The sequence below is a fragment of the Pseudomonas sp. GW823-FHT05G12 genome (assembly GCF_058795575.1).
On the sequence record NZ_CM179501.1, the window covers coordinates 394,149 to 419,550 of the forward strand.

Annotated in this window: 20 protein-coding genes and 3 pseudogenes; 18 read left to right on the forward strand and 5 right to left on the reverse strand. The window is 61.8% G+C overall.

The genetic code is table 11. The annotated features are described in order from the left end of the window. Positions 1-30: 30 nt before the first annotated feature. The 4 genes from dgcB (at position 31) to AC3RCM_RS01765 (ending at position 5,503) form a co-directional block, all read left to right on the forward strand. Positions 31-1,983: a dimethylglycine demethylation protein DgcB gene (gene dgcB, locus AC3RCM_RS01750; RefSeq protein WP_064490899.1), complete on the forward strand. Its 1,953-nt coding sequence runs from the start codon at positions 31-33 to the stop codon at positions 1,981-1,983. Beyond that, positions 1,983-3,215 carry an electron transfer flavoprotein subunit alpha gene (etfA, locus tag AC3RCM_RS01755; protein WP_064490900.1) on the forward strand — a complete coding sequence of 411 codons (1,233 nt, stop codon included), beginning with the start codon at positions 1,983-1,985 and terminating at the stop codon, positions 3,213-3,215. The genes dgcB and etfA overlap by 1 nt, the downstream gene beginning before the upstream one ends. A 10-nt stretch (positions 3,216-3,225) precedes the next feature. Beyond that, positions 3,226-3,996, forward strand: coding sequence for an electron transfer flavoprotein subunit beta (gene etfB / locus AC3RCM_RS01760; RefSeq protein ID WP_003255694.1), 771 nt, complete (start codon positions 3,226-3,228; stop codon positions 3,994-3,996). Positions 3,997-4,639: 643 nt separating this feature from the next. Beyond that, entirely contained in the window at positions 4,640-5,503 is an 864-nt protein-coding gene (locus tag AC3RCM_RS01765) for an RHS repeat-associated core domain-containing protein (protein ID WP_269200235.1), read from the forward strand. 43 nt (positions 5,504-5,546) lie between these two features. Here AC3RCM_RS01765 and gbca read toward each other — a convergent pair whose 3' ends face one another. Further along, positions 5,547-6,839: a glycine betaine monooxygenase oxygenase subunit gene (gbca, locus tag AC3RCM_RS01770; RefSeq protein WP_064490902.1), complete on the reverse strand. Its 1,293-nt coding sequence runs from the start codon at positions 6,837-6,839 to the stop codon at positions 5,547-5,549. A gap of 295 nt (positions 6,840-7,134) precedes the next feature. Here gbca and gbcB point away from each other — a divergent pair, with 295 nt between their 5' ends. Continuing rightward, on the forward strand, positions 7,135-8,235 hold the full coding sequence (gene gbcB, locus AC3RCM_RS01775) for a glycine betaine monooxygenase reductase subunit (protein ID WP_014589387.1): 1,101 nt from the start codon (positions 7,135-7,137) through the stop codon (positions 8,233-8,235). 108 nt (positions 8,236-8,343) lie between these two features. Here gbcB and AC3RCM_RS01780 read toward each other — a convergent pair whose 3' ends face one another. Then, positions 8,344-9,216 (reverse strand): methyl-accepting chemotaxis protein, encoded by an 873-nt coding sequence (locus tag AC3RCM_RS01780; RefSeq protein ID WP_404943662.1) that lies wholly within the window; start codon positions 9,214-9,216, stop codon positions 8,344-8,346. Between the two features lie 30 nt (positions 9,217-9,246). Beyond that, positions 9,247-9,969 (reverse strand): annotated as a pseudogene (locus tag AC3RCM_RS01785) (MCP four helix bundle domain-containing protein); the annotation flags it as partial. Positions 9,970-10,235: 266 nt separating this feature from the next. On the opposite strand from AC3RCM_RS01785, the gene AC3RCM_RS01790 reads away from it, so the two are divergent. The 5 genes and pseudogenes from AC3RCM_RS01790 to AC3RCM_RS01810 all read left to right on the forward strand — a co-directional run bounded on the left by AC3RCM_RS01790 (position 10,236) and on the right by AC3RCM_RS01810 (position 13,058). Further along, on the forward strand, positions 10,236-10,466 hold the full coding sequence (locus tag AC3RCM_RS01790) for a hypothetical protein (RefSeq protein ID WP_003255686.1): 231 nt from the start codon (positions 10,236-10,238) through the stop codon (positions 10,464-10,466). Further along, a complete protein-coding gene (locus AC3RCM_RS01795; RefSeq protein WP_003255684.1) occupies positions 10,463-10,765 on the forward strand; it encodes a cell division protein ZapA in 303 nt (100 codons plus the stop codon). The genes AC3RCM_RS01790 and AC3RCM_RS01795 overlap by 4 nt, the downstream gene beginning before the upstream one ends. Before the next feature lie 92 nt (positions 10,766-10,857). Continuing rightward, positions 10,858-10,920 (forward strand): annotated as a pseudogene (locus AC3RCM_RS01800) (cell division protein ZapA); the annotation flags it as partial. Between the two features lie 383 nt (positions 10,921-11,303). Continuing rightward, positions 11,304-12,146, forward strand: a pseudogene (gene mcpH / locus AC3RCM_RS01805) (methyl-accepting chemotaxis protein McpH); the annotation flags it as partial. A 207-nt stretch (positions 12,147-12,353) separates the two neighbouring features. Continuing rightward, entirely contained in the window at positions 12,354-13,058 is a 705-nt protein-coding gene (locus tag AC3RCM_RS01810) for a methyl-accepting chemotaxis protein (RefSeq protein WP_492629675.1), read from the forward strand. Between the two features lie 34 nt (positions 13,059-13,092). Here the strand turns inward: AC3RCM_RS01810 and AC3RCM_RS01815 are convergent, their stop codons facing one another. Further along, entirely contained in the window at positions 13,093-14,133 is a 1,041-nt protein-coding gene (locus tag AC3RCM_RS01815; RefSeq protein WP_047603169.1) for a threonine aldolase family protein, read from the reverse strand. Between the two features lie 324 nt (positions 14,134-14,457). On the opposite strand from AC3RCM_RS01815, the gene AC3RCM_RS01820 reads away from it, so the two are divergent. From AC3RCM_RS01820 to fdhA, 7 genes are all read left to right on the forward strand, one after another. Beyond that, a complete protein-coding gene (locus AC3RCM_RS01820) occupies positions 14,458-15,711 on the forward strand; it encodes a serine hydroxymethyltransferase (RefSeq protein ID WP_003255681.1) in 1,254 nt (417 codons plus the stop codon). Positions 15,712-15,726: 15 nt separating this feature from the next. Beyond that, positions 15,727-16,977: a sarcosine oxidase subunit beta family protein gene (locus AC3RCM_RS01825; protein ID WP_003255680.1), complete on the forward strand. Its 1,251-nt coding sequence runs from the start codon at positions 15,727-15,729 to the stop codon at positions 16,975-16,977. A 14-nt stretch (positions 16,978-16,991) separates the two neighbouring features. Further along, positions 16,992-17,327 carry a sarcosine oxidase subunit delta gene (locus tag AC3RCM_RS01830; protein WP_010951682.1) on the forward strand — a complete coding sequence of 112 codons (336 nt, stop codon included), beginning with the start codon at positions 16,992-16,994 and terminating at the stop codon, positions 17,325-17,327. Further along, positions 17,324-20,338: a sarcosine oxidase subunit alpha gene (locus AC3RCM_RS01835; RefSeq protein WP_064490904.1), complete on the forward strand. Its 3,015-nt coding sequence runs from the start codon at positions 17,324-17,326 to the stop codon at positions 20,336-20,338. Before AC3RCM_RS01830 ends, AC3RCM_RS01835 begins: the two co-directional genes overlap by 4 nt. A gap of 170 nt (positions 20,339-20,508) precedes the next feature. Then, positions 20,509-21,141, forward strand: coding sequence for a sarcosine oxidase subunit gamma (locus AC3RCM_RS01840; protein WP_003255677.1), 633 nt, complete (start codon positions 20,509-20,511; stop codon positions 21,139-21,141). Between the two features lie 11 nt (positions 21,142-21,152). Then, positions 21,153-22,010 carry a formyltetrahydrofolate deformylase gene (gene purU / locus AC3RCM_RS01845; protein WP_016714526.1) on the forward strand — a complete coding sequence of 286 codons (858 nt, stop codon included), beginning with the start codon at positions 21,153-21,155 and terminating at the stop codon, positions 22,008-22,010. 302 nt (positions 22,011-22,312) lie between these two features. After that, positions 22,313-23,512 carry a formaldehyde dehydrogenase, glutathione-independent gene (gene fdhA, locus AC3RCM_RS01850; RefSeq protein WP_011953256.1) on the forward strand — a complete coding sequence of 400 codons (1,200 nt, stop codon included), beginning with the start codon at positions 22,313-22,315 and terminating at the stop codon, positions 23,510-23,512. A 160-nt stretch (positions 23,513-23,672) separates the two neighbouring features. Here the strand turns inward: fdhA and AC3RCM_RS01855 are convergent, their stop codons facing one another. Continuing rightward, positions 23,673-24,632 carry an RHS repeat-associated core domain-containing protein gene (locus AC3RCM_RS01855; RefSeq protein ID WP_332873964.1) on the reverse strand — a complete coding sequence of 320 codons (960 nt, stop codon included), beginning with the start codon at positions 24,630-24,632 and terminating at the stop codon, positions 23,673-23,675. Between the two features lie 175 nt (positions 24,633-24,807). Between AC3RCM_RS01855 and AC3RCM_RS01860 the strand changes: the two genes are divergently transcribed. Then, positions 24,808-25,383, forward strand: coding sequence for a DUF2780 domain-containing protein (locus AC3RCM_RS01860; protein ID WP_064490905.1), 576 nt, complete (start codon positions 24,808-24,810; stop codon positions 25,381-25,383). Positions 25,384-25,402 lie beyond the last annotated feature (19 nt).

The following is a 25,402-nucleotide window of genomic DNA, read 5'->3' on the forward strand; positions in this document are numbered from 1 at the left end:
CAAGAATCCAGCTGTTTGTGGGAGTCTCCCATGTTGAACACCCTTCTACCCATCCTGCTGTTCGCTGCCCTTGGCCTGGCAGTGCTCGGTGCCTTGCGCCGGGTGCGCATGTGGCGCCGTGGCCGGCCGTCCAAGGTCAACCTGATCGGCGGCCTGCTGGCCATGCCGCGCCGCTACCTGGTGGACCTGCACCACGTGGTTGAGCGCGACAAATACATGTCCAAGACCCACGTGGCCACTGCGGGCGGCTTTGTGCTGTCTGCTGTGCTGGCCATTCTGGTGCATGGTTTTGGCCTGCAGAGCAAGATTCTCGGCTACGCACTGCTGATCGCCACGGTGATCATGTTCACCGGTGCCATCTTTGTCTTCAAACGCCGCCTCAACCCGCCCTCTCGCCTGTCCAAGGGCCCGTGGATGCGCCTGCCGAAGAGTTTGCTGGCGTTCGCCGTGAGCTTCTTCATTGCCACCCTGCCGGTCGCCGGTATCCTGCCGGCCAACACCGGTGGCTGGGTGATGGTCGCCATTCTGGGCCTGGGCGTGCTGTGGGGTGTGTCGGAGCTGTTCTTTGGCATGACCTGGGGCGGCCCGATGAAGCACGCCTTCGCCGGTGCCCTGCACCTGGCCTGGCACCGCCGTGCCGAACGCTTCGGCGGCGGTCGCTCCACCGGCCTCAAGCCGCTGGATCTGGAAGACCCGAACGCTCCCCTTGGCGTGGAAAAGCCGGTGGACTTCACCTGGAACCAGCTGCTGGGCTTCGATGCCTGCGTGCAGTGCGGTAAATGTGAAGCCATGTGCCCGGCCTTTGCCGCTGGCCAGCCGTTGAACCCGAAAAAACTCATCCAGGACATGGTCATCGGCCTTGCCGGTGGCACTGACGCGCAATTCGCCGGTAGCCCATACCCTGGCAAACCAATCGGCGAACACGGCGGCAATCCACACCAGCCGATCGTCAATGGCCTGGTCGACGCCGAGACGCTGTGGTCCTGCACCACCTGCCGTGCCTGCGTCGAGGAGTGCCCGATGATGATCGAGCACGTCGATGCCATCGTCGACATGCGCCGCCACCTCACCCTGGAAAAGGGCGCCACCCCGAACAAGGGCGCCGAGGTGCTGGACAACCTGATCGCCACCGACAACCCTGGCGGCTTCGCCCCCGGCGGGCGCATGAACTGGGCTGCCGACCTTAACCTGCGGCTGCTGTCTGAAGTGAAAGCGACCGAAGTGTTGTTCTGGGTCGGTGATGGTGCCTTCGACATGCGTAACCAGCGCACTTTGCGTTCGTTTGTCAAAGTATTGAAAGCCTCGGGTGTGGACTTCGCCGTACTCGGCCTGGAAGAGCGCGACAGCGGCGACGTGGCGCGCCGCCTGGGCGATGAGGCAACCTTCCAGCAACTGGCCAAGCGCAACATCCAGACCCTGGCCAAGTACAAGTTCCAGCGTATCGTCACCTGCGATCCGCACAGCTTCCATGTGCTGAAGAACGAATACGGCGCCCTGGGCGGTGACTACCAGGTGCAGCACCACAGCACCTACATCGCCGAACTGATCGCGGCCAAGAAGCTCAACCTGGGCCAGCACAAGGGCGGCAGCGTCACCTACCACGATCCGTGCTACCTGGGCCGCTACAACGGCGAGTACGAAGCCCCGCGCGAAGTGCTCAAGGCGCTGGGTATCGAGGTGCGCGAGATGCAGCGCTCGGGCTTCCGTTCCCGTTGCTGCGGTGGTGGTGGCGGTGCGCCGATCACTGACATCCCTGGCAAGCAGCGTATTCCCGATATGCGCATGGACGACATCCGTGAGACCGAGGCCGAGCTGGTAGCCGTGGGTTGCCCGCAGTGCACCGCCATGCTTGAAGGCGTGGTCGAGCCGCGCCCACAGATCAAGGACTTGGCCGAACTGGTGGCCGACGTGCTGATCGAGGAGGACGCATCCACTGTCCCAAAGCCGCAAACGGCTAAACGTGAACCTGCGGAGGTGCACTGATGAGCGACATTATCCGCCGCGATCCACGCGCCGAGTGGATCGCCCGTAACCGTCTGCACCCGCTGCATGCCGCGATGCAGACGCAACAGACCAGCTGGATGGGGCCCAACGGCATCATCCGCAAGAACCCACATGCGATTGCCGCAGGCTTTGTCGGCCCGGCCGGCATCAAGCGCATCGACCGCAGCGGCGCCCAGCAGGGCACCGGCGCGGGCGGGCGGCGCACGGCAGCAGCCGAGGTCAAGTTGCCACTGCACCAGGTGGCGGCGCCGGCGTTCTACATTGCCGTCGTGCCGGACATGGTTGGCGGCCGCCTGAGCAGCCACGACCGCGACCTGCTTGGCCTGGCCCACAGCCTGGCTGGCAGCGACGGGGCGGTGCTGGCCGTGGTGTTCAACGAGCACAAGGAAAGCAACTTTTCCACAGCCGGTGTCGATCGCCTGCTGGTTATCGAAGGCGAGGCCTTTGAAGGTTATGCACCGGAGCAACTGGTGCAAGGCCTGCGGGCTGTGGATAACCAGTTCGCGCCGCGCCACTGGCTGCTGCCTGACAGCCGCACCGGTGGCGGGGAACTGGGTCGGCGCCTGGGCGCCGCGCTGGGCGAGCGCCCGGCAACGCGGGTATGGCAGGTCAAGGACGGCCAGTGCATCGGCCGCGCCGGCGCCGGCCAGCAAGACCTGCAACGCACTGTGCCGCGCCTGATCCTGGCGGCGGCCGAGTGCGCCGAGCCGGTCAGCGAAACCCGTCACGAAGCGTTGCCGGTGGAGTTGTCCACAAGTGTGGTGCGCAGCCTGCCGCGCATCGAAGACCTTGGCTCGGTGGCCGTCGACCCGGCCACCATTGCCATGGCCGAAGCGGAGTTCATCGTCTCGGGCGGCAACGGTGTCAAGGACTGGGACCTGTACCACAAGGCCACCGCAGCCCTCGGCGCTACCGAAGGTGCCTCGCGGGTGGCGGTGGACGACGGCTTCATGCCGCGCAACCGCCAGGTGGGGGCTACCGGCACCTGGGTTACCGCGCGTGTCTACGTGGCTGTGGGTATCTCGGGCGCGATCCAGCACCTGCAGGGTATCGGTGCCTGCGACAAGGTGGTGGCGATCAACATGGATCCGGGCTGCGACATGATCAAACGGGCTGACCTGTCGGTGATTGGCGACAGCTCGGCGATTCTCAAGGCGCTGATCGAGGCTGTGGACAACTACCGCAGCGGCGGCCAGCGCGACGCGGCATAAGGGCACGAGCATGAGTACGAAAGTGATCAGCCTGGTTTCCATTGGTGCCCACCCCAGCTCCGGCCGCGCCCGCCGCGCCGAGCAGGATGCCCGCGCCGTGGAGTTGGGTTTGCAGCTGGCTGGGGATAACTTGCAGGTGGTGCATGCGGGCGATCCACAGGAAGAGGCCTTGCGCGCTTACCTGGGCATGGGCCTGGACCACCTCGACGTGCTGGAGCAACCGGCCGGGGCCGATGTGCTGGGCGTGCTGGGCGATTATCTGCGCGACGCCGGGGCCCAACTGGTGCTGACCGGCAGCCAGGCCGAGACTGGCGAGGGGTCGGGCATGTTGCCGTTCCTGCTGGCCGAAAAGCTCGGCTGGCCGCTGATTGTCGGGTTGGCTGAGGTGGAGTCGATCGACAACGGCACCGCGCAGGTGTTGCAGGCTCTGCCGCGTGGTCAGCGGCGTCGCTTGAAGGTGCGTCTGCCATTGCTGGCGACTGTGGATAACGCGGCGCCCAAGCCGCGCCAGAGCGCTTTTGGGCCTGCGCGCCGGGGGGTATTGGCGGCGCGTAACGTGGCCATTGTCGAAGATGAGCTGTTGGCTGAAGCCGAGCTGCAACCGGCCCGTCCAAGGCCCAAGCGCTTGAAGGTGATCAAGGCCAAGAGCGGCGCCGACCGCATGAAGGCGGCGACGGCCAAGGCCAGTGGCGGTGGTGGCAAGGTGCTGAAGGACGTTTCGCCGCAGGAAGGCGCTGAGGCGATCCTCAAGCTGCTGGTGGAAGAGGGCGTATTGCGCTGAGTCCCGTGGGAGCGGCCTGTGTTACGCGATAGGCCGCTTAGCAGCCCTGACAATCCTGAGCCAGACTCGAGATCCTGGGGCCCGCTGCGGCCCCTGCGACACAATTCATAGCCCAGTCCCCTGTGTATAAGTTATTCACTTCCCCCCTCACATGCCTGGATTCCAGCAAAACGGCTGAATGTCAGGTACGCTCCGTTTTGCCCACGGAATCTGTTCGCCAAGGTGTGGATAAATTGTTGGTGCATGGCTGGGAGCCTTATATAACGGCGCTTACACGGTTTAGATCATAAAATGATCAGCTTCCCTTGGCATCGCCTGATGCGGGCATGCTGCTTTTTGCCAGGATTTTCCCACAATCTCTGTGAGCCGGTCTGTGGATAATCTGTTTGATACCGGCTGTAGGCCACGCCGTTCCTGTCTTCGAGTGCTTTGATCAGAAAACAGCCAATCGGGGCTCACACACGCTTGAACCCTGAGTGCAGGTGAAAATTCAGGATCACCTGAGTCAAAACCTGTGAATAAGTACCAAGAACCTATCATTTCTATCAGTTAGCAGTCCTGTTCCAGGCGAGTAGGATGAGCGATCACTATCGGCTGAGCGTTCATCATGCATGGCATGCTGCAACCCGTTATCCCTGCCCACATGGGCGGGATTCCAAAGTCCTATTCAGCATACGGGGCCTGTGCTGGTGCAAGGAATATTGCCTTCACCGGGCAGATGGTCGATCACCTGACGGGTTGCTATCACCTGGGCAACGGCCGGCGAACCTACAACCCTGTATTGATGCGCTTTCACTCTGCCGACTCACTCAGCCCTTTCTCGGAGGGTGGGCTGAATGCCTATGCCTATTGCGGTGGCGACCCGATCAACCGGGTCGACCCCAGTGGCGCCGCCCCGGCCACCCGGTTCGCCCGGTTCGCCCGCCCCCAGGTCGACGTGATTAGCCCGGTGATCAGTGGCATAAGCATGTTTTCAAGTTCGGTGACGTTGGGCGGGGCTATCGCACGAACGGCCAGAAACGTGGTAGCCCGCTTGCAAAGCCAGCATTCCGGTACGGAATATACGGCGCCGAGCCTAAGATCCCGGATCGGTAATACGAGCCTTTTCTACACAGGAGGAATGGGGGTTGCAAGCACCGCAATGAGCGGAGTCGAACAAGGGTGGATTGGTAATGTACTGACCAGTCACGGCCGTCGCCTGGGGTTGGGCAACGCAATTGGGAACATCAGCGGTGGCTTGTTCTCCAACGCCGAGGCGGCACAGGCTGTATGGCGGGGGGTGGGGCAGCCCGGAGTGTCGGGGGCAAGGGTAGCCTGGGAGACATTCTATGAAGTCACCGGTATGCGCATGGTTGTCGAAGGGGCTTCGTACGTGTGGGGCAGAGGCACGGCACTCGGGGCCAGGATCGCTTCGGCAGGTCGAGCAGCTGCGGATGCGTGGCGTCGCTGGGGTACTGAACCCAGTGCGCCGCCTCCGTCTCCGAATCGGGACATAAGGCGACCATAAACCCACTGGCACGGCAATTTGCCGTGCCAGTGGGTGGTACGGGTTACTGCGCCTGCACTTCCTTCAGATACGGCGCAGGCTCTGCTCCCAGGTTGTTCAGTAGCCGCCCGCTGTACCAGTCAATGAAGTTCACCACACCAAACTCGTAAGTCTTCGAATACGGGCCAGGCTGGTACGCCGTGGAGTTGATCCCGCGCTGGTTCTCTTCGGCCAGACGGCGGTCCTGGTCGTTGGTGGCGTCCCACACCTTGCGCATGTTCTCGGGGTTGTAGTCCACACCTTCGACGGCATCCTTGTGCACCAGCCACTTGGTGGTGACCATGGTCTCCTGGGCGCTGATCGGCCACACGGTGAACACGATCATGTGGTCGCCCATGCAGTGGTTCCACGAGTGCGGCAGGTGCAGGATGCGCATCGAGCCAAGGTCCGGGTTCTTGATGCGACCCATCAGCTTCTGGCAGGCCTGCTTGCCGTCCATGGTCATCGACACGGTGCCCTTGAGCAGCGGCATACGCACGATGCGGTTACGCAGGCCGTGGCTCTTGTGCAGGTACGGGATCTTCTCGGCTTCCCAGGCAGCGGCGGAGGCGGCCACATGGTCCTTGAATTCCTGGCTGGCGCGCGGGTCGTTGGTGTCGTCCCACTCCAGCAGGGTTTGCAGCAGTTCCGGGTGCGAACCGTTGCAGTGGTAGCACTCGCGGTTGTTTTCCAGCACCAGTTTCCAGTTGGCCTTTTCCATCAAGGTGGTTTGCACCGCCACCTTGGTGTTCTCCATGTCGTACGGTTCCATGTAATGGTCCAGCGTGGCCAGGAACTCGTCGATGGCAGGCGGGTTTTCCGCCAGGCTGATGAAGATGTAGCCGCCGGCAACCTTCACGTTCACGGGCTTGAGGCCGTACTGGCTCATATCGAAGTCAGCACCCATCTCGGTGCCGGCGAACAGCAGGCGGCCGTCCAGCTCGTAAGTCCACTGGTGATATGGGCACACCAGTTTGGCCACCTTGCCTTTCTCGCTGACGCACAGGCGCGAACCGCGGTGGCGGCAGACGTTGTGGAAGGCATGCACCTTGCCTTCGGCACCGCGCACCACAATGATCGGGTTCTTGCCGATCTGCAGGGTGATGTAGTTGCCCTTGGCCGGGATCTCGCAGGTCATGCCGGCGATCAACCATTCTTTATGGAAGATCTCCTGCATGTCGATCTGGAACAGACGCTCGTCGGTGTAGAAAGGCTGGGGCAGCGAGTAGGTGCGCTCGCGGGTCTGCAACATCTCGGCGGTAGCCTTGCGTGCAGGTTCAAGTGGATCGCCCAGGCTCAGGGTTGCGGTGACGTCCATCGTGTATTCCTCGGGGCCGTATGCGGCCGGCAAAAGGTGGCTAATCGTTGTTGTGGTGCCGCAAGGCTGCTTCAGATAAAACAGCTAGTTCTTTTGCCGTGGAGTGTGCGTCCGAAGACGCCGCGAACCGTATCCATGGGCGACATGGCCGATTTGAATAACGACGCGCCAGCCCTTGTGCCACGGGGCTGGTCGCGATAAGCACGTCGATGTCGCAGGCAGGAATGTGCGTCGTCTTCAGCTTGCGCATTATCGCAGCCATGAAAAGGGCCATAGTCGGCCGCTGGAGATGAACATGTCCGATACCTTCCTCAATCCGGTCACTACCCAGACCTGGGCCAACGGCCGCCACATCGTGCGCTGCGTCAAGGTCATCCAGGAGACCTGGGACGTGCGCACCTTCTGCTTCATGGCCGACCAGCCGATCATGTTCTTCTTCAAGCCAGGGCAGTTCGTCACCCTGGAGCTGGAGATCGAAGGCAAGCCCGTGATGCGGTCCTACACCATCTCCAGTTCGCCGTCAGTGCCCTACAGCTTCTCGATCACCGTCAAGCGCGTGCCGGGTGGCCTGGTGTCGAACTTCCTGCACGACACCATGCACGAAGGCCTCGAGCTGCCGGTGCACGGCCCTGTGGGCCTGTTCAACGCCATCGACTTCCCGTCGGGCAAGGTGCTGTACCTGTCGGGTGGCGTGGGCATTACCCCGGTGATGTCGATGGCGCGCTGGTTCTACGACACCAACGCCAATGTCGACATGGTGTTCGTGCACAGCGCCCGTTCGCCCAAGGACATCATCTATCACCGCGAGCTGGAGCAGATGGCTTCGCGCATCCCCAACTTCAGCCTGCACATCATTTGCGAAAAGCACGGCCTGGGCGAGCCGTGGGCGGGTTACCGCGGTTACCTGAACCAGCGGCTGATGGAACTGATCGCGCCGGACTACATGGAGCGCGTGGTGTTCTGCTGCGGCCCGACGCCGTACATGACAGCGGTCAAGCGCCTGCTCGAAGCGGTCGGTTTCGACATGGCGAATTACCACGAGGAGTCGTTCGGCGCGACGCCGGCGGAAGCCAAGGCCGATGCCGTGGAGCACGCCGAGCAGGCGGCCGATGCACCTGAGCTGGACGTTTCCGACCTCAATCTGGTGGAGTTCATCGGCAGCGAGAAGAGCATCCGCATCGCCCCGGGCGAGACCGTGCATGCGGCGGCAGCCAAGGTTGGCCTGATGATCCCGAAAGCCTGCGGCATGGGCATCTGCGGCACCTGCAAGGTGCTCAAGCTGGGCGGCGAGGTGGAGATGGAGCACAACGGCGGGATTACCGAAGAGGACGAAGCCGAGGGCTACATCCTGTCGTGCTGCAGCGTGCCGAAAGGGGATGTGCGGATCGATTACTGATCCAGTGGCCAGTCTGGATTCTTCGCGGGCACGCCCGCTCCCACAGGGTCATCGCTATCTTCAGGACTGCGGTGAACCTTGTGGGAGCGGGCGTGCCCGCGAATGCTTCTAGGTGCGGAACCGGGCTACCAGGCCATTGAGGTCTACCGCCAGGCGCGACAGCTCGGCACTCGCCGCGCTGGTCTGATGCGCCCCGGTAGCACTCTGCACCGACAGGTCATTGATGTTCACCAGGTTGCGGTCCACTTCCCGCGCTACCTGGGCCTGCTCTTCGGCCGCACTGGCAATCACCAGGTTGCGCTCGTTGATCTGCGCCACCGCGCCGGCGATGGTGTCCAGTGCCATGCCTGCGCCCCGGGCGATGTTCAGTGTCGACTCCGCACGCTCGGTGCTGGTGCGCATCGATTCTACCGCCTCTTCCGTACCGCCCTGGATGCTGCCGATCATGCGCTCGATTTCGCTGGTCGACTGTTGGGTACGATGGGCCAATGCCCGCACTTCATCGGCGACCACGGCAAAACCACGGCCCGCTTCACCGGCCCGCGCGGCTTCGATGGCTGCGTTGAGCGCCAGCAGGTTGGTCTGGTCGGCCAGGCCACGGATCACGTCGAGCACCTTGCCAATGTCGCGCGACTGTTCGGCCAGGTGGGTAATCAGCTTGGCGGTGGCCTGCACATCACCGCTCATGCGCTCGATCGCACCCACGGTTTCCATCACCAGGTCACGACCATCACCGGTGGAGCGGCTGGCTTCACTGGAGGCTTCTGAAGTGCTCACGGCATTGCGCGCCACTTCTTCCACCGCACTGGTCATTTCGGTGACTGCAGTGGCGGCCTGTTCAATCTCATTGTTCTGCTGCTGCAGGCCACGGGCACTTTCGTCGGTGACGGCATTCAACTCTTCTGCCGCCGAGGCCAGCTGGGTGGCGGAACCGGCGATCTGCTGCAAGGTGTCGCGCAGCTTGTCCTGCATGCGCGCCATGGCGCGCAACAGCCGGGCGGCTTCGTCGGTGCCCTCTGCGCGGATGACGTGGGTCAGGTCGCCGTCGGCGACTTGCTCGGCGCATTTGAGTGCTTCTTCGATCGGCTTGACGATACTGCGGGTCAGCAGGAAAGCACAGGCGAAGGTCAGTACGGTGGCGGCAACCAGCAGGCCGATCACCAGAGCGAAAGCGCCGGCATACTGGTTGGCGGCTTTTTCGTTGGTGGCGCGAGTCTGGTCAGTGTTGATGCGTACCAAGGTGTCCATGACCTTGTTGATCTGCTCGGAGTTGGCCAGCAGGTCGCGGTTGAGCAGGTCACGCAATTCATCCAGGCGGTCGGCCTGGCTCAGTGTGCGCATGCGCGATTCCAACTGGCGGTACTGGTTGAGCAACTGACCGTACTGGTCGAATGCTGCCTGTTCGTCGGCGGCGACGATCATTGGCAGATAGGCCTGGCGTGCACGGTCGATCTGGCTGTTGCGCTGGTCCAGCAGATCGAGGGTATCGCGTTGGGTTGCCGGCTCGCGGTTGAGCAGCAGGCGGTAGGAAAGCGTGCGCATGCGCAGGTTCAGCGCGGTGAGTTCGTCGAGGATCTTGATGCTGGGCACGCTGACTTGCTCGATGGCAACGCCCGCCTGGCGGATGTTGCCCATCTGCACCAGGGAGAAGATACCAAGGCCGAGCATCAGCAGGCCGATGAGCGCGAAGCCGAGAAGCGCGCGCGGGGCGATATTCATGTTGCGTAGGGACATGGAGAGGAGGATCCAGGCAAGTGGGATAAGAGCGACAAAACATGACTTGCCGGGCTATCGGTCGTGACTGGCCAGTCTTGAATGCGACCGGGGAAAATGGTGCAACCGCGAACCTTTTCCTGACCGGCGGTTGATCCAGGTCGGAACAAGGGGTCGATTACCCTGTCAATCTGCGGGTTCGACACCTTATGAATCCGATATTTAATGGCGATAGGGCGCACTTTTCTTTATCGTGTGTGCCCCTCGCAACAACCTGAGATAGACCCATGCTGGAAGCTTCCCTGAATCAAATCGAGCAACTGGTCAGCGACCTGATGCAGAAAAACGCTCAACTCATCGAGCAGAACACCGCCCTTGGCCAGGAACTGGCCCAGGCCAAGGAAGAGAACGAAACCCTGCAGCTGTCGCTGATGGAGCAGGAAGAGAAGAACGGCGCTACCGCAGCACGCATCCAGGCTCTGGTCGAGCGCGCCAGCGCGGGCGTTGTTGGCGCATGAGACTGCAGGAGCAGCCGATCAATGTCGTGTCGATCCTCGGCATCGACTATTCGATCAAGGCGCCCGAAGGCCAGGAAGAAACCCTGGCCCAGGCGGTACGGATGCTCAACAAAGCCCTTAACGAGACCAAGCGTCAGTACCCGACCTTGATCGGTGACAAACTGCTGGTGCTGGCTGCCCTTAACCTGTGCTCCAAACAGGTTGAACTGCAGAAAGAGCATCAGCAGACCCTTGCGCGAACTCAAGCGCAGATCGACGCCACGGTGGATGCCATCGTGCGGACCATCGCTGAGCAATAAGGCCTTACACCGTCCCCCCGTAGGAGCGGGTTCACCCGCGAATGCGTCAGTGGCTTCAACACCGCATTCGCGGGTAAACCCGCTCCTACAGGCATCAGCAGACCCTTGCGCGAACTCAAGCGCAGATCGACGCCACGGTGGATGCCATCGTGCGGCCATCGCTCAACAATAAGCCCGTACACCGCCCCCCCCGTAGGAGCGGGTTCACCCGCGAATGCGTCAGTGGCTTCAACATCGCATTCGCGGGTAAACCCGCTCCTACAGGGGGCATCTGATTGCTTCAGATCACTGGATTAACTGGATACGCAAGTGTATACACTTCCCGCAAAACAATAATGTGCGGGGGAGTAGGGACATGCGTATCTGGCGTAAGAGCATCCAGTTGCAATTGATCACCAGCATGGGCGCTGCCCTGCTGGCGAGCATCCTGGTGGTGGTCATTATCTTCACCGTGGCGCTCAACCGCCTCACCGACCGCTACCTGGTCGACACTGCCCTGCCAGCCAGCATCGAAGCCATCCGCAACGACATCGAGCGCATGCTGGGCCAACCGTTGGTCGCTGCCGCGGACATTGCCGGTAACACCCTGCTGCGCGACTGGCTTGCTGCCGGTGAAGATCCCGCGCAGGCACCCCAATTCATCGAATACCTGGCCGCCGCCAAACAGCGCAACCACGCCTTTACTACGCTGTTCGCCTCGACCGAAACCGGCCACTACTACAACGAGAACGGCCTGGACCGCACCCTCAGCCGCAGCAACCCCAAGGACAAGTGGTTTTACGGTTACATCGACAGCGGCGCCGAGCGCTTCATCAACATCGACATCGATGGTGCCACCGGCGAACTGGCTCTGTTCATCGACTATCGCGTGGAAAAGGAAGGCAAGCTGGTGGGTGTGGCCGGCATGGGCCTGCGTATGACCGAGTTATCGAAGCTGATCCACGACTTCAGCTTTGGCGAGCACGGCAAGGTGTTCCTGGTGCGCAACGATGGCCTGATCCAGGTGCATCCCGATGCTGCCTTCAGTGGCAAGCGCCAGCTTGCCGAGCAGCTTGGCGCTGACGCAGCCAAAGGCGTCATGACCGGAGGCGAGAGCCTGCGTAGCAGCCGCTTCAGCCGTGACGGTGAGCGCTACCTGGCGCTGGGCCTGCCGCTGCGCGACCTCAACTGGACCCTTGTGGCCGAAGTGCCAGAGTCGGAAATTTACGCGCAAATGCATCAGGCCGTCTGGCTGACCAGCCTGATCGGTGGCGCCGTCGCGTTGGTGTCGCTGCTGTTGGTGGTACTGCTGGCGCGTGGCCTGGTGCGGCCGATCCGCCGCGTTACCGCCGCATTGGTTCAGATTGGCGGTGGAGCGGGTGATCTCAGCCACCGCCTGGACGATTCGCGTCAGGATGAGCTGGGTGACCTGGCCCGTGGTTTCAACCGCTTCCTGGACAGCCAACGCAGCCTGATCGGCGAGGTGTTGAATACCTCCGAGCGGCTGCGGCGGGCCGTGGAGCAGGTAACCCAGGTGGTGGACAACACCGCCGAGCGCTCCGGGCGCCAGCAGGAGATGACCGAAATGGTCGCCACTGCTGTACACGAGATGGGCCTGACCGTGCAGGACATCGCCCGCAATGCCGGGGATGCGGCCCAGGCGTCGCAGTCGGCACGAGACGAGGCGTTGCAGGCCCGCGAGGTGGTGCAACGATCCATTCGTGGCATCGAGGGCATGTCGGGCGACATCGGCAAGGCGGCCGATGCGGTCAGCCAGCTGGCCGACGAAGTCGCTTCGGTCGATGAAGTGCTCGCGGTAATCCGCAGCATTTCCGAGCAAACCAACCTGCTCGCGTTGAACGCTGCCATCGAGGCCGCGCGGGCAGGGGAGATGGGGCGCGGGTTCGCTGTGGTGGCCGATGAAGTACGTACGCTGGCCCGGCGCACACAGCTGTCCACCGATGAAGTGCAGCAGATGATCCAGCGCCTGAAGCTGGGTGCTGGTTCGGCGGTGAGTTCAATGCAGGCAGGGCAGCAGGCGACCGGCAGTGGCGTGGAATCGAGCCAGCGCACCGGGGCATCGCTGAGCGCGATTACCGACCAGGTAGAGCACATCAGCGACATGAACCATCAGGTGGCCACGGCTACCGAGGAGCAGTCGGCGGTGACCGAGGAAATAAACCGGACGGTGCAGGGGATTTCCGATTTGGCGCGTGAGACGGCGGCGGAGGTGCAAGGGTGCCGCGAGGAGTGCCAGGCGTTGCGTGGGTTGGCTGATGACCTGGCGCGGCAGATGGGTGGGTTCAAGCTCTAGATCGCAGGGGCCGCAAGGCGGCCCCGGCTCTCGCTCAGCCACCAATGATCGCGCGGATATCCGCCGCCAGCTCACGCACCCGCGCTTCTTCGGTATCCCACGAGCACATGAAGCGCGCGCCACCGCTGCCGATAAAGGTATAGAAGCGCCAGCCCTTGCCCCGCAGCGCCTCGATGGCGTGCTCTGGCATTTGCAGGAACACCCCGTTGGCCTCCACCGGGAACATCAGCTCTACTCCCGGCAGGTCACTGACCAGCGATGCCAGCAGTTGCGCGCAATGATTGGCGTGGTTGCCATGGCGTAACCATGCGCCATCTTCCAGCAGCCCGACCCAGGGCGCCGACAAGAAGCGCATCTTCGACGCCAGTTGCCCGGCCTGCTTGCAGCGATAATCGAAGTCTTCGGCCAGCTGGCGGTTGAAGAACAGAATCGCTTCGCCCACCGCCATGCCGTTCTTGGTGCCGCCAAAGCACAGCACATCCACGCCGGCCTTCCAGGTCAGTTCGGCCGGGCTGCAGCCCAGGAATGCACAGGCATTGGTAAAGCGTGCGCCGTCCATGTGCAGGTTCAGGCCCAGCTCCTTGCAGGTGGCGCTGATCGCCTTCAGCTCGTCGGGGCGGTACACCGTGCCTACTTCGGTAGCCTGGGTAATGGTCACCACGCGCGGCTTGGGGTAGTGGATATCCTGGCGTTTGAGCGCCACTTCGCGGATCGACTGTGGCGTCAGCTTGCCGTTGACGCTGGCCGCCGTCAGCAGCTTGGAGCCGTTGGAGAAAAACTCCGGTGCACCGCATTCGTCGGTTTCGACGTGGGCGGTCTCGGAGCAGATCACGCTGTGATAGCTCTGGCACAGCGATGCCAGGGCCAGGGAGTTGGCCGCGGTGCCGTTGAAGGCAAAGAACACCTCGCAGTCGGTTTCGAACAGATTGCGGAAGTACTCCGATGCACGCTCGGTCCACTGGTCGTCGCCGTAGGCGCGGTCGTGGCCGCGGTTGGCTTTCTCCATCGCCGCCCAGGCTTCGGGGCAGATACCGGAATAGTTGTCGCTGGCGAATTGTTGGCTCTTGTCTGTCATGGCACGGTCCTGTGAACGACGCAGATCAGCACTCTAAACCATCGATTCAGCACTTGCCTATACAACCCGCGCAGCGATTTCTGTTCATTACTGTGCCGGCCTCTTCGCGGGCGCGCCCGCTCCCACAATGGTCCTGCAAACGCCAATCACTGTGGGAGCGGGCGCGCCCGCGAAGGGGCCCGCATGGGCGGCACAAAGAGAATGTCGTAAACGCGCCATTGCAAGGCGTGCGCAGGCATCTGACCCGGCCCCACCAGTCATAACATCGCCACAAAGGGCCACAGTGCCCCACGACAAAAAACGATCGCTGCCGGGAGATACACAATGTTCAGCAAGCAAGACCAGATCCAGGGTTACGACGATGCACTGCTGGCGGCGATGAATGCCGAAGAACAGCGCCAGGAAGATCACATCGAGCTGATCGCCTCGGAGAACTACACCAGCAAGCGCGTCATGCAGGCCCAAGGCAGCGGCCTGACCAACAAGTACGCCGAAGGCTACCCTGGCAAGCGTTACTACGGTGGCTGCGAGCACGTAGACAAGGTAGAAGCCCTGGCCATCGAGCGCGCCAAGCAGCTGTTCGGTGCCGACTACGCAAACGTCCAGCCGCACTCCGGCTCGTCGGCCAACGGCGCGGTCTACCTGGCCCTGCTGCAAGCCGGTGACACCATCCTGGGCATGAGCCTGGCCCACGGCGGTCACCTGACCCATGGCGCCAAGGTGTCGTCCTCGGGCAAACTGTACAACGCAGTCCAGTACGGCATCGACACCAACACCGGCCTGATCGACTACGACGAAGTCGAGCGCCTGGCGGTCGAGCACAAACCGAAAATGATCGTTGCCGGTTTCTCGGCCTACTCCAAGACCCTCGACTTCCCACGCTTCCGCGCCATCGCCGACAAGGTGGGCGCACTGCTGTTCGTCGACATGGCCCACGTTGCCGGCCTGGTTGCCGCTGGCCTGTACCCGAACCCGATCCCGTTCGCCGATGTGGTCACCACCACCACCCACAAGACCCTGCGCGGTCCGCGTGGCGGCCTGATCCTGGCCAAGTCGAACGAAGAGATCGAGAAAAAGCTGAACGCCGCTGTATTCCCGGGTGCCCAGGGTGGCCCGCTGATGCACGTGATCGCTGCCAAGGCGGTGTGCTTCAAGGAAGCGCTGGAGCCTGGATTCAAGGCCTACCAGCAGCAAGTGATCGAAAACGCCCAGGCCATGGCCCAGGTGTTCATCGACCGTGGCTACGATGTGGTTTCCGGTGGCACCGACAACCACCTGTTCCTGGTCAGCCTGATCCGTCAGGGCCTGACTGGCAAAGACGCCGACGCCGCCCTGGGTCGTGCGCATATCACCGTCAACAAGAACGCCGTGCCGAACGACCCGCAGTCGCCGTTCGTCACTTCGGGCCTGCGTATCGGCACCCCGGCCGTCACCACCCGCGGCTTCAAGGTCGCCCAGTGCGTGGCCCTGGCTGGCTGGATTTGCGACATCCTCGACAACCTCGGTGACGCAGACGTCGAAGCCGATGTGGCGAAGAACGTCGCGGCCCTGTGCGCAGATTTCCCTGTCTACCGCTGAGTGGAGTCACACACCATGCAACGTTACTCGGGCTTCGGCCTTTTCAAGCACTCCCTCAGCCACCACGAAAACTGGCAGCGCATGTGGCGCACGCCAACCCCTAAAAAGGTTTACGACGTGGTCATTGTCGGCGGTGGCGGCCATGGCCTGGCCACGGCCTACTACCTGGCCAAAGAGCACGGCATCACCAACGTCGCCGTGATCGAGAAGGGCTACCTGGGCGGCGGCAACACCGCCCGTAACACCACCATCGTGCGTTCAAACTACCTGTGGGACGAGTCGGCGCACCTGTACGAGCACGCCATGAAGCTGTGGGAGGGCCTGTCCCAGGACCTCAACTACAACGTGATGTTCTCCCAGCGCGGCGTTTACAACCTGTGCCACACCCTGCAGGACATGCGTGACTCCGAGCGTCGGGTCAGCGCCAACCGCCTCAACGGCGTGGATGGCGAGCTGCTGAACACTGCCCAGGTTGCGGCCGAAATCCCGTACCTGGACTGCTCGAAGAACACCCGCTACCCGATCCTCGGCGCCACCGTACAGCGCCGTGGCGGCGTTGCCCGTCACGATGCCGTGGCCTGGGGCTTCGCCCGCGCTGCCGACGCCCTGGGCGTCGACCTGATTCAGCAAACCGAAGTGATCGGCTTCCGCAAGGAAAACGGCGCGGTCATCGGTGTGGAAACCAACAAAGGCTTCATCGGCGCCAAGCGCGTCGGCGTGGTCACCGCCGGTAACTCCGGGCACATGGCCAAGCTGGCCGGCTTCCGCCTGCCGCTGGAATCGCACCCGCTGCAAGCGCTGGTATCCGAGCCGATCAAGCCGATCATCGACAGCGTGATCATGTCCAACGCCGTACACGGCTACATCAGCCAGTCCGACAAAGGCGACCTGGTGATCGGTGCCGGTATCGACGGCTGGGTCGGCTACGGCCAGCGCGGTTCGTACCCGGTGATCGAGCACACCCTGCAGGCCATCGTCGAGATGTTCCCCAACCTGTCGCGTGTTCGCATGAACCGCCAGTGGGGCGGCATCGTAGACACCTCGCCGGACGCCTGCCCGATCATCACCAAAACCCCGGTCAAGAACATGTTCTTCAACTGCGGTTGGGGTACTGGCGGCTTCAAGGCGACCCCGGGTTCGGGCAACGTCTTCGCCGCGAGCCTGGCCAAGGGCGAAATGCACCCACTGGCCGCGCCGTTCTCCATGGACCGTTTCTACAACGGCGCACTGATCGACGAACACGGCGCCGCCGCCGTCGCCCACTAACCGGAGACACCGTCATGTTGCATATTTTCTGTCCCCACTGCGGCGAGCTGCGCTCCGAAGAAGAGTTCCACGCCTCTGGCCAGGCGCACATCGCCCGCCCGCTGGACCCTAACGCCTGCTCCGACGAGGAGTGGGGTACCTACATGTTCTACCGTGACAACCCGCGCGGTATTCACCATGAACTGTGGGACCACGTTGCCGGCTGCCGCCAGTACTTCAACGTCACCCGTGACACCGTGACCTACGAAATTCTGGAAACCTACAAGATTGGCGAGAAGCCGCAAGTGACCGCCAGCGGCAAAGCCACCAGCGCCGCGTCGACCGTCAAAGGCCAAGGGGAAAAAGTATGAGCCAGACCTATCGCCTCGCCAGCGGCGGCCGTATCGACCGCAGCAAGGTCCTGAACTTCACCTTCAACGGCAAGACCTACCAGGGTTATGCCGGTGACAGCCTGGCCGCCGCGTTGCTGGCCAACGGCGTCGACATTGTCGGCCGTAGCTTCAAGTACTCGCGCCCACGCGGCATCATCGCCGCCGGTACCGAAGAGCCGAACGCCATCCTGCAGATCGGCTCCAGCGAAGCTACCCAGATCCCCAACGTGCGCGCCACCCAACAGGCACTGTACGCGGGCCTTGTCGCCACCAGCACCAACGGCTGGCCGAACGTCAACAACGACGTCATGGGCATCCTCGGCAAGGTTGGCGGCAGCATGATGCCGCCGGGCTTCTACTACAAAACCTTCATGTACCCCAAATCGTTCTGGATGACTTACGAGAAGTACATCCGTAAAGCCGCCGGCCTGGGCCGTGCGCCGCTGCAGAACGATCCTGACAGCTACGACTACATGAACCGGCACTGCGACGTGCTGATCGTCGGTGCCGGCCCTGCTGGCCTGGCTGCCGCACTGGCCGCTGCGCGCAGCGGTGCCCGCGTGATCCTGGCTGACGAGCAGGAAGAGTTCGGCGGCAGCCTGCTCGACACCCGCGAAACCCTCGACGGCAAGCCTGCTGCCGAGTGGGTCAACGCCGTGGTCAAAGAGCTGGAAGGCCTGCCGGAAGTGACCCTGCTGCCACGTGCCACGGTCAACGGCTATCACGACCATAACTTCCTGACCATTCACGAGCGCCTCACCGACCACCTCGGCGACCGCGCCCCGATCGGCCAGGTTCGCCACCGCGTGCACCGCGTTCGCGCCAAGCGCGTGGTACTGGCTGCCGGCGCCCACGAGCGCCCGCTGGTGTACGGCAACAACGACGTGCCGGGCAACATGCTGGCCGGTGCTGTTTCCACCTATGTTCGCCGCTATGGCGTGGCGCCGGGCCGCAAGCTGGTACTGTCGACCAACAACGACCACGCCTATCGCGCCGCGCTGGACTGGCACGACGCAGGCCTGCAAGTGGTCGCCATCGCCGACGCCCGCCACAACCCACGTGGCTCGCTGGTTGAAGAAGCGCGTGCCAAAGGCATTCGCATCCTCACCTCCAGCGCCGTGATCGAGGCCAAAGGCAGCAAGCACGTCACCGGTGCCCGTGTGGCGGCGATCGATGTGCAGGCGCACAAAGTCACCAGCCCAGGCGAAATCCTCGAGTGCGACCTGATCGCGTCCTCGGGCGGTTACAGCCCGATCGTGCACCTGGCTTCGCACCTGGGCGGTCGCCCGGTATGGCGTGACGATATCCTTGGCTTCGTGCCGGGCGATGCCCCGCAGAAGCGCGAGTGCGTCGGTGGTATCAACGGCGTGTATGCCTTGGGCGATGTGATTGCCGATGGCTTCGAAGGCGGCGTTCGCGCAGCTACCGAGGCCGGTTTCAAGGCCACTGTCGGCACCCTGCCAAAAACCGTTGCGCGCAAGGAAGAGGCCACTGTGGCACTGTTCCTGGTGCCACACGACAAAGGCACCAAGGGGCCGAAGCAGTTCGTCGACCAGCAGAACGACGTGACCGCCGCCGGCATCGAGCTGGCCACCCGTGAAGGCTTCGAGTCGGTCGAGCACGTCAAGCGCTACACCGCGCTGGGCTTCGGTACCGACCAGGGCAAATTGGGCAACATCAACGGCCTGGCCATCGCCGCCCGTTCGATCGGCATCACCATCCCGGAAATGGGCACCACCATGTTCCGCCCCAACTACACGCCGGTCACTTTCGGCGCGGTAGCGGGCCGTCACTGTGGTCACCTGTTCGAGCCCGTGCGCTTCACTGCCCTGCATGCCTGGCACGTGAAGAACGGCGCCGAGTTCGAAGACGTCGGCCAGTGGAAGCGCCCGTGGTACTTCCCGAAAGCCGGCGAAGACATCCATGCTGCCGTCACGCGTGAATGCAAGGCCGTGCGCGACAGCGTGGGCCTGCTGGACGCCTCGACCCTGGGCAAGATCGATATCCAGGGCCCGGACGCGCGCGAATTCCTCAACCGCATCTACACCAACGCCTGGACCAAGCTCGACGTGGGCAAGGCCCGCTACGGCCTGATGTGCAAGGAAGACGGCATGGTCTTCGACGACGGCGTAACCGCCTGCGTCGGCGACAACCACTTCATCATGACCACCACCACCGGCGGCGCTGCCCGCGTGCTGCAGTGGATGGAGCTGTATCACCAGACCGAATGGCCAGAGCTGAAGGTGTACTTCACTTCGGTCACTGACCACTGGGCCACCATGACCCTGTCCGGCCCTAACAGCCGCAAGCTGCTGAGCGAGCTGACCGACATTGACATGGACAAGGAAGCTTTCCCGTTCATGACCTGGAAGGAAGGCAACGTCGGTGGCGTGCCGGCCCGCGTGTTCCGTATCTCGTTCACCGGCGAGCTGTCGTACGAAGTGAACGTGCAGGCCAACTACGCGATGGGCGTGCTGGAACAGATCATCGAGGTCGGCAAGAAGTACAACCTGACCCCGTACGGCACCGAGACCATGCACGTACTGCGTGCAGAAAAGGGCTTCATCATCGTTGGCCAGGACACCGATGGTTCGATGAACCCGGACGACCTGAACATGAGCTGGTGCGTTGGCCGCAACAAGCCGTTCTCGTGGATCGGCCTGCGTGGCATGAACCGCGAAGACTGCGTACGTGAGAACCGCAAGCAGCTGGTGGGCCTGAAGCCGGTCGACCCGACCAAGTGGCTGCCGGAAGGCGCCCAACTGGTGTTCGACCCGAAACAGCCAATCCCGATGGACATGGTCGGCCACGTCACCTCCAGCTACGCGTCCAACTCCCTGGGCTACTCGTTCGCCATGGGTGTGGTCAAAGGCGGCCTCAAGCGCATGGGCGAGCGTGTCTACTCGCCGCAGGCAGATGGCAGCGTGATCGAGGCGGAGATCGTGTCTTCGGTGTTCTTCGATCCGAAGGGTGAGCGGCAGAACGTCTAAGGCCCCCGGTCCAACCGGTGCCAGGCGTGGAATGAGGTCTCTGTGGGAGCGGGCGTGCCCGCGAAGAGGGCGGTGAATTCAACATCGCATTCGCGGGCATGCCCGCTCCCACAGGATGGCCGTCTCCCGCAGGCATCGTGGTCGAATCCAGAATTCAAGGCAGGTAAGAAATGAGCGCTATCAACGTCTTCCAGCAAAACCCCGGCGCCGAGGCCAAAGCCCAGTCGCCACTGCACCATGCCGACCTGGCCAGCCTGGTAGGCAAAGGCCGCAAGAACGCAGGCGTGACCCTGCGTGAACGCAAGTTCCTCGGTCACCTCACCCTGCGTGGTGATGGCCACAACCCGGAATTCGCCGCCGGCGTGCACAAGGCCCTTGGCCTGGAGCTGCCCGTGGCGTTGACTGTGGTCGCCAACAAGGACATGTCGCTGCAATGGGTCGGCCCAGATGAGTGGCTGCTGATCGTGCCCGGCGGCCAGGAGCTGGCAGCGGAGCAAAAGCTGCGTGCGGCCCTTGAAGGCCAGCACATTCAGGTCGTCAATGTCAGTGGCGGGCAAAGCCTGCTGGAACTGCGCGGCCCGAACGTGCGCGACGTGCTGATGAAGTCCACCAGCTATGATGTTCACCCGAACAACTTCCCGGTGGGCAAGGCTGTGGGCACCGTGTTCGCCAAGTCGCAACTGGTGATCCGCCGCACTGCAGAAGACACCTGGGAGCTGGTGATTCGCCGCAGCTTCGCCGATTACTGGTGGCTGTGGCTGCAGGACGCTTCTGCCGAATACGGCCTGAGCATCGAAGCCTAAGGAGCAAGAACATGAGTCGGGCACCGGATACCTGGATTCTCACCGCCGACTGCCCGAGCATGCTCGGCACCGTCGACGTGGTGACGCGTTACCTCTTCGAGCAGCGCTGCTACGTGACGGAGCACCACTCCTTCGATGACCGGCAGTCGGGACGCTTCTTCATTCGCGTCGAGTTCCGCCAGCCGGACGATTTCGACGAGGCAGGCTTCCGGGCCGGCCTCGCCGAGCGCAGCGAAGCGTTCGGCATGGCTTTCGAGCTGACCGCGCCCAACCACCGCCCCAAGGTGGTGATCATGGTGTCCAAGGCTGACCATTGCCTGAATGACCTGCTGTATCGCCAGCGTATTGGGCAACTGGGCATGGATGTGGTCGCGGTGGTGTCCAACCACCCTGATCTCGAACCGCTGGCGCAGTGGCACAAGATCCCTTACTACCACTTCGCCCTCGACCCCAAGGACAAGCCTGGGCAAGAGCGCAAGGTGCTGCAGGTGATCGAGGAGACTGGTGCTGAACTGGTCATTCTTGCCCGCTATATGCAGGTACTGTCGCCCGAGCTTTGCCGTCGTCTGGATGGTTGGGCGATCAATATTCATCACTCGCTGTTGCCGGGTTTCAAAGGCGCCAAGCCTTATCACCAGGCGTACAACAAGGGCGTGAAAATGGTTGGTGCCACGGCGCACTACATCAACAACGACCTGGACGAAGGGCCGATCATTGCCCAGGGTGTCGAGGTGGTGGATCACAGTCACTATCCCGAAGACCTGATTGCCAAAGGGCGGGATATCGAATGCCTGACATTGGCGCGGGCGGTGGGTTATCACATCGAGCGGCGGGTGTTCCTGAACGCCAACCGGACTGTCGTTCTGTAGTAACCGGTACCGGCCTCTTCGCGGCTAAAGCCGCTCCTACAGGTACAGCACAGCCCTCGGGTTGGTGCGGTCCCCCGTAGGAGCGGCTTTAGCCGCGAAGAGGCCCGCACAGGCCGCCTCTCTGTTTGCCCATACTCCCCAGCGACACCCCTGCCGCTAAAAGGCATCTCCCTGTCGCTTCCAGTCAGTGCGTCCGGCGCCATCCGGCCCACAATTCCCTGCATTCCAGTAGTACATGCCGCCCACGGATGGCGGTGCTTCAACCAACGCTGCATAAATAATAATCAAGCGAGGTACAAGCAATGTCTGGCAATCGTGGAGTGGTATATCTCGGCGCCGGCAAGGTCGAAGTGCAACACATCGACTACCCGAAAATGCAGGACCCGCGCGGCAAGAAAATCGAACACGGCGTCATCCTGAAGGTGGTCTCCACCAACATCTGCGGTTCTGACCAGCACATGGTCCGTGGCCGCACTACTGCCCAGGTCGGCCTGGTCCTGGGCCACGAAATCACCGGTGAAATCGTCGAGAAGGGCCGCGACGTCGAGCGCATGCAGATCGGCGACCTGGTATCGGTCCCGTTCAACGTCGCCTGCGGTCGCTGCCGCTCCTGCAAAGAGATGCACACCGGTGTCTGCCTCACTGTAAACCCTGCCCGTGCCGGCGGTGCCTACGGCTACGTCGACATGGGCGACTGGACCGGCGGCCAGGCCGAATACGTGCTGGTGCCATACGCCGACTTCAACCTGCTGAAGCTGCCTGAGCGCGACAAGGCCATGGAAAAGATCCGTGACCTGACCTGCCTGTCCGACATCCTGCCCACCGGCTACCACGGCGCCGTAACCGCTGGCGTGGGCCCAGGCAGCACTGTCTACGTTGCTGGTGCCGGCCCGGTCGGCCTGGCCGCCGCGGCCTCGGCGCGCCTGCTGGGCGCCGCCTGCGTGATCGTCGGTGACCTCAACCCGGCCCGTCTGGCCCATGCCAAGTCGCAAGGCTTCGAAGTGGTCGACCTGTCCAAGGACACCCCGCTGCACGAGCAGATCGTCGACATCCTCGGCGAGCCGGAAGTGGACTGCGCCGTCGACGCCGTCGGCTTCGAGGCCCGTGGCCATGGCCACGAAGGTGCCAAGCACGAGGCCCCGGCCACCGTGCTGAACTCGCTGATGCAAGTGACCCGCGTGGCCGGCAACATCGGTATCCCGGGCCTGTACGTGACCGAAGACCCAGGCGCGGTGGATGCTGCAGCCAAGATCGGCGCGCTGAGCATCCGCTTTGGCCTGGGCTGGGCCAAGTCGCACAGCTTCCACACCGGCCAGACCCCGACCATGAAATACAACCGCCAGTTGATGCAGGCGATCATGTGGGACCGCATCAACATTGCTGAGGTTGTAGGTGTGCAGGTGATCAACCTGGATCAGGCGCCGGAAGGGTATGGCGAGTTTGATGCGGGTGTGCCTAAGAAGTTTGTGATCGACCCGCACAAGATGTGGGGTGCTGCGTAAAAAGCAGTTGTCTGACAAGAGCCCCTCAATTTGAGGGGCTTTTTTATATATAACTGATCAAAGTCCGCACTGGCGCACTGTAGATGCAGCCTTGCGCTGCGAAAGGGCCGCTGCCTTAAGTGTTGCACGCTCTCATTGATAATGGCTTGACATGAGTTTGCTAGTCGTACTTATCTGTTCGTTTGCTGTTGAACCAAAAGTGGCCTGGCGTGGATGCGGTGCTTCGAATGTTTCTATTTTGTTGCGCACCCTGCGAAGGCTTCCAGTATTCTACATCTTTTGCAATTTTATCTAATTCGATTGAATGCTCTTTTATTAGATCTTTCGATTGCTTCAAATAGGGGATTTGGTCATTACTGATATCTTCGAGGGTTTTTTCATGCTTGGCGGCATAGGCCTTATCTTTTCCTGATAGTGTTTGGCTGGGTTTTGAAGGCATTTTATTGATTAAATTTCTATTCCTATATAATCTATAAATATCAAGATTTCCTTCTTCGTCAAATGGGTCGAATAGTCCCATCTCTTTGCGCTCGTTGTTGAAGTCGGTGGCAGACTTATTGTAATTATTGATACGTTCAATTTTTTTGGCTTTTCGTCCAAAAAGATTTTTAAATGACTTAGATAGATTGAATGCCTTGTGCCCAGATGGATCGATATTGTTGATAGGGTCGTTCAAACAATATGCATAAGGATTCAATCCTCCGACCTCAAAGGGGCTAAGTGTGTCAGGGCTAGTAAATCGCCGTAGTCTTGGGTTGTATGTTCGATAGCCATTGCCCAATACATATCCTTGGAGAACCCTATCGAAGCGCTGTCCGCTGAATGCGAGTAATGTTGACAGGCTGTCGCTTTCAATATAGCCATAGGGTGAATATTTCATCGAGCCATGGCCTATGCCGAGTACGGAGTTAGCTCGATCTACCGACATTATTTTGGCTGTCTGTGCTTGATCTAATTGCGCCAGTTTTATGTTTTGTTCTGCTACTATCCGACCACTGTAATTTGTAGATATGAAGCTTGCTAAGTTACGATTTTTATAAAAGAATGTGATCCCGTCCTCCGTTATTCTTGGCTGCTCATTTGTACATGACGCCGCCGGCGCTATTGTCTCGTTACTCACGTTGCTCGTCATTTTCTGATGCCTCTGAGACGATTTGAGACTCTCAATCTGCGCTAATGTGCATAGGGTCACAACTGGCAAATTTGTCAGGTGACAGGCAGTTCGGAACAAACCCTGTAACAATCAGTCAAAGCAATCGTTTACTTGGCCATCCCGGCCAACGAGGTCCCTTCCGATGAAAGCAATCACCCTGGCAACCCTGATGACCCTGGCTGCAAGCCCGGTGTTCGCCTTCAACCTCAGCGACGCCGCCAACGCCGTGTCCGCCATGCAGAACCAGCAACAGCAGGGCCAGGTACAGGCACCCGAAGCGCAGGCCAATCTGCTCAACACCCTGGGCAGCCAGCTGAACATCACCCCCGAACAGGCGGTAGGCGGAGCAGGAGCCATGCTGGGGCTGGCGCGCAACAACCTTAGCAGCGATGACTATGGGCAACTGACCAAGGCGGTGCCGGGCCTGGACCTGCTGGCCGGTGCAAATGCGCTGGGCGGGTTGAGTGGTTTGGGGGATTTGCTCGGCAAGAACAGCGAGAGCCAGTCAGCGTTGAGCAACGCACTGGGCAACAACGTGGAAAACCGTAGCGACCTGGACAATGCGTTCAAGGCGCTGGGGATGGATACCGGGATGATCGGGCAGTTTGCGCCACTGATTCTGCAGTATCTGGGGCAGCAGGGCATTGCCGGGTCGTTGTTGCAGAATCTGGGGAGTTTGTGGACTACCCCAGCGCCATTGGCCCAGCCTTCGGTCTGAGGATTCTAGCGACAGCCCT

Bases quoted from the DNA above. Each gene is read 5' to 3' on its own strand.
- AC3RCM_RS01840 (WP_003255677.1), top strand. From the start codon at position 20,509: ATGAGCGCTATCAACGTCTTCCAGCAAAACCCCGGCGCCGAGGCCAAA.
- fdhA (WP_011953256.1), top strand. From the start codon at position 22,313: ATGTCTGGCAATCGTGGAGTGGTATATCTCGGCGCCGGCAAGGTCGAA.
- AC3RCM_RS01815 (WP_047603169.1), bottom strand. From the start codon at position 14,133: ATGACAGACAAGAGCCAACAATTCGCCAGCGACAACTATTCCGGTATC.
- AC3RCM_RS01825 (WP_003255680.1), top strand. From the start codon at position 15,727: ATGCAACGTTACTCGGGCTTCGGCCTTTTCAAGCACTCCCTCAGCCAC.
- etfB (WP_003255694.1), top strand. From the start codon at position 3,226: ATGAGTACGAAAGTGATCAGCCTGGTTTCCATTGGTGCCCACCCCAGC.
- AC3RCM_RS01830 (WP_010951682.1), top strand. From the start codon at position 16,992: ATGTTGCATATTTTCTGTCCCCACTGCGGCGAGCTGCGCTCCGAAGAA.
- etfA (WP_064490900.1), top strand. From the start codon at position 1,983: ATGAGCGACATTATCCGCCGCGATCCACGCGCCGAGTGGATCGCCCGT.
- AC3RCM_RS01820 (WP_003255681.1), top strand. From the start codon at position 14,458: ATGTTCAGCAAGCAAGACCAGATCCAGGGTTACGACGATGCACTGCTG.
- gbcB (WP_014589387.1), top strand. From the start codon at position 7,135: ATGTCCGATACCTTCCTCAATCCGGTCACTACCCAGACCTGGGCCAAC.
- AC3RCM_RS01795 (WP_003255684.1), top strand. From the start codon at position 10,463: ATGAGACTGCAGGAGCAGCCGATCAATGTCGTGTCGATCCTCGGCATC.
- AC3RCM_RS01765 (WP_269200235.1), top strand. From the start codon at position 4,640: ATGGGCGGGATTCCAAAGTCCTATTCAGCATACGGGGCCTGTGCTGGT.
- AC3RCM_RS01790 (WP_003255686.1), top strand. From the start codon at position 10,236: ATGCTGGAAGCTTCCCTGAATCAAATCGAGCAACTGGTCAGCGACCTG.
- AC3RCM_RS01810 (WP_492629675.1), top strand. From the start codon at position 12,354: ATGGGCCTGACCGTGCAGGACATCGCCCGCAATGCCGGGGATGCGGCC.
- purU (WP_016714526.1), top strand. From the start codon at position 21,153: ATGAGTCGGGCACCGGATACCTGGATTCTCACCGCCGACTGCCCGAGC.
- AC3RCM_RS01835 (WP_064490904.1), top strand. From the start codon at position 17,324: ATGAGCCAGACCTATCGCCTCGCCAGCGGCGGCCGTATCGACCGCAGC.
- gbca (WP_064490902.1), bottom strand. From the start codon at position 6,839: ATGGACGTCACCGCAACCCTGAGCCTGGGCGATCCACTTGAACCTGCA.
- AC3RCM_RS01860 (WP_064490905.1), top strand. From the start codon at position 24,808: ATGAAAGCAATCACCCTGGCAACCCTGATGACCCTGGCTGCAAGCCCG.
- AC3RCM_RS01780 (WP_404943662.1), bottom strand. From the start codon at position 9,216: ATGGCGCGCATGCAGGACAAGCTGCGCGACACCTTGCAGCAGATCGCC.
- dgcB (WP_064490899.1), top strand. From the start codon at position 31: ATGTTGAACACCCTTCTACCCATCCTGCTGTTCGCTGCCCTTGGCCTG.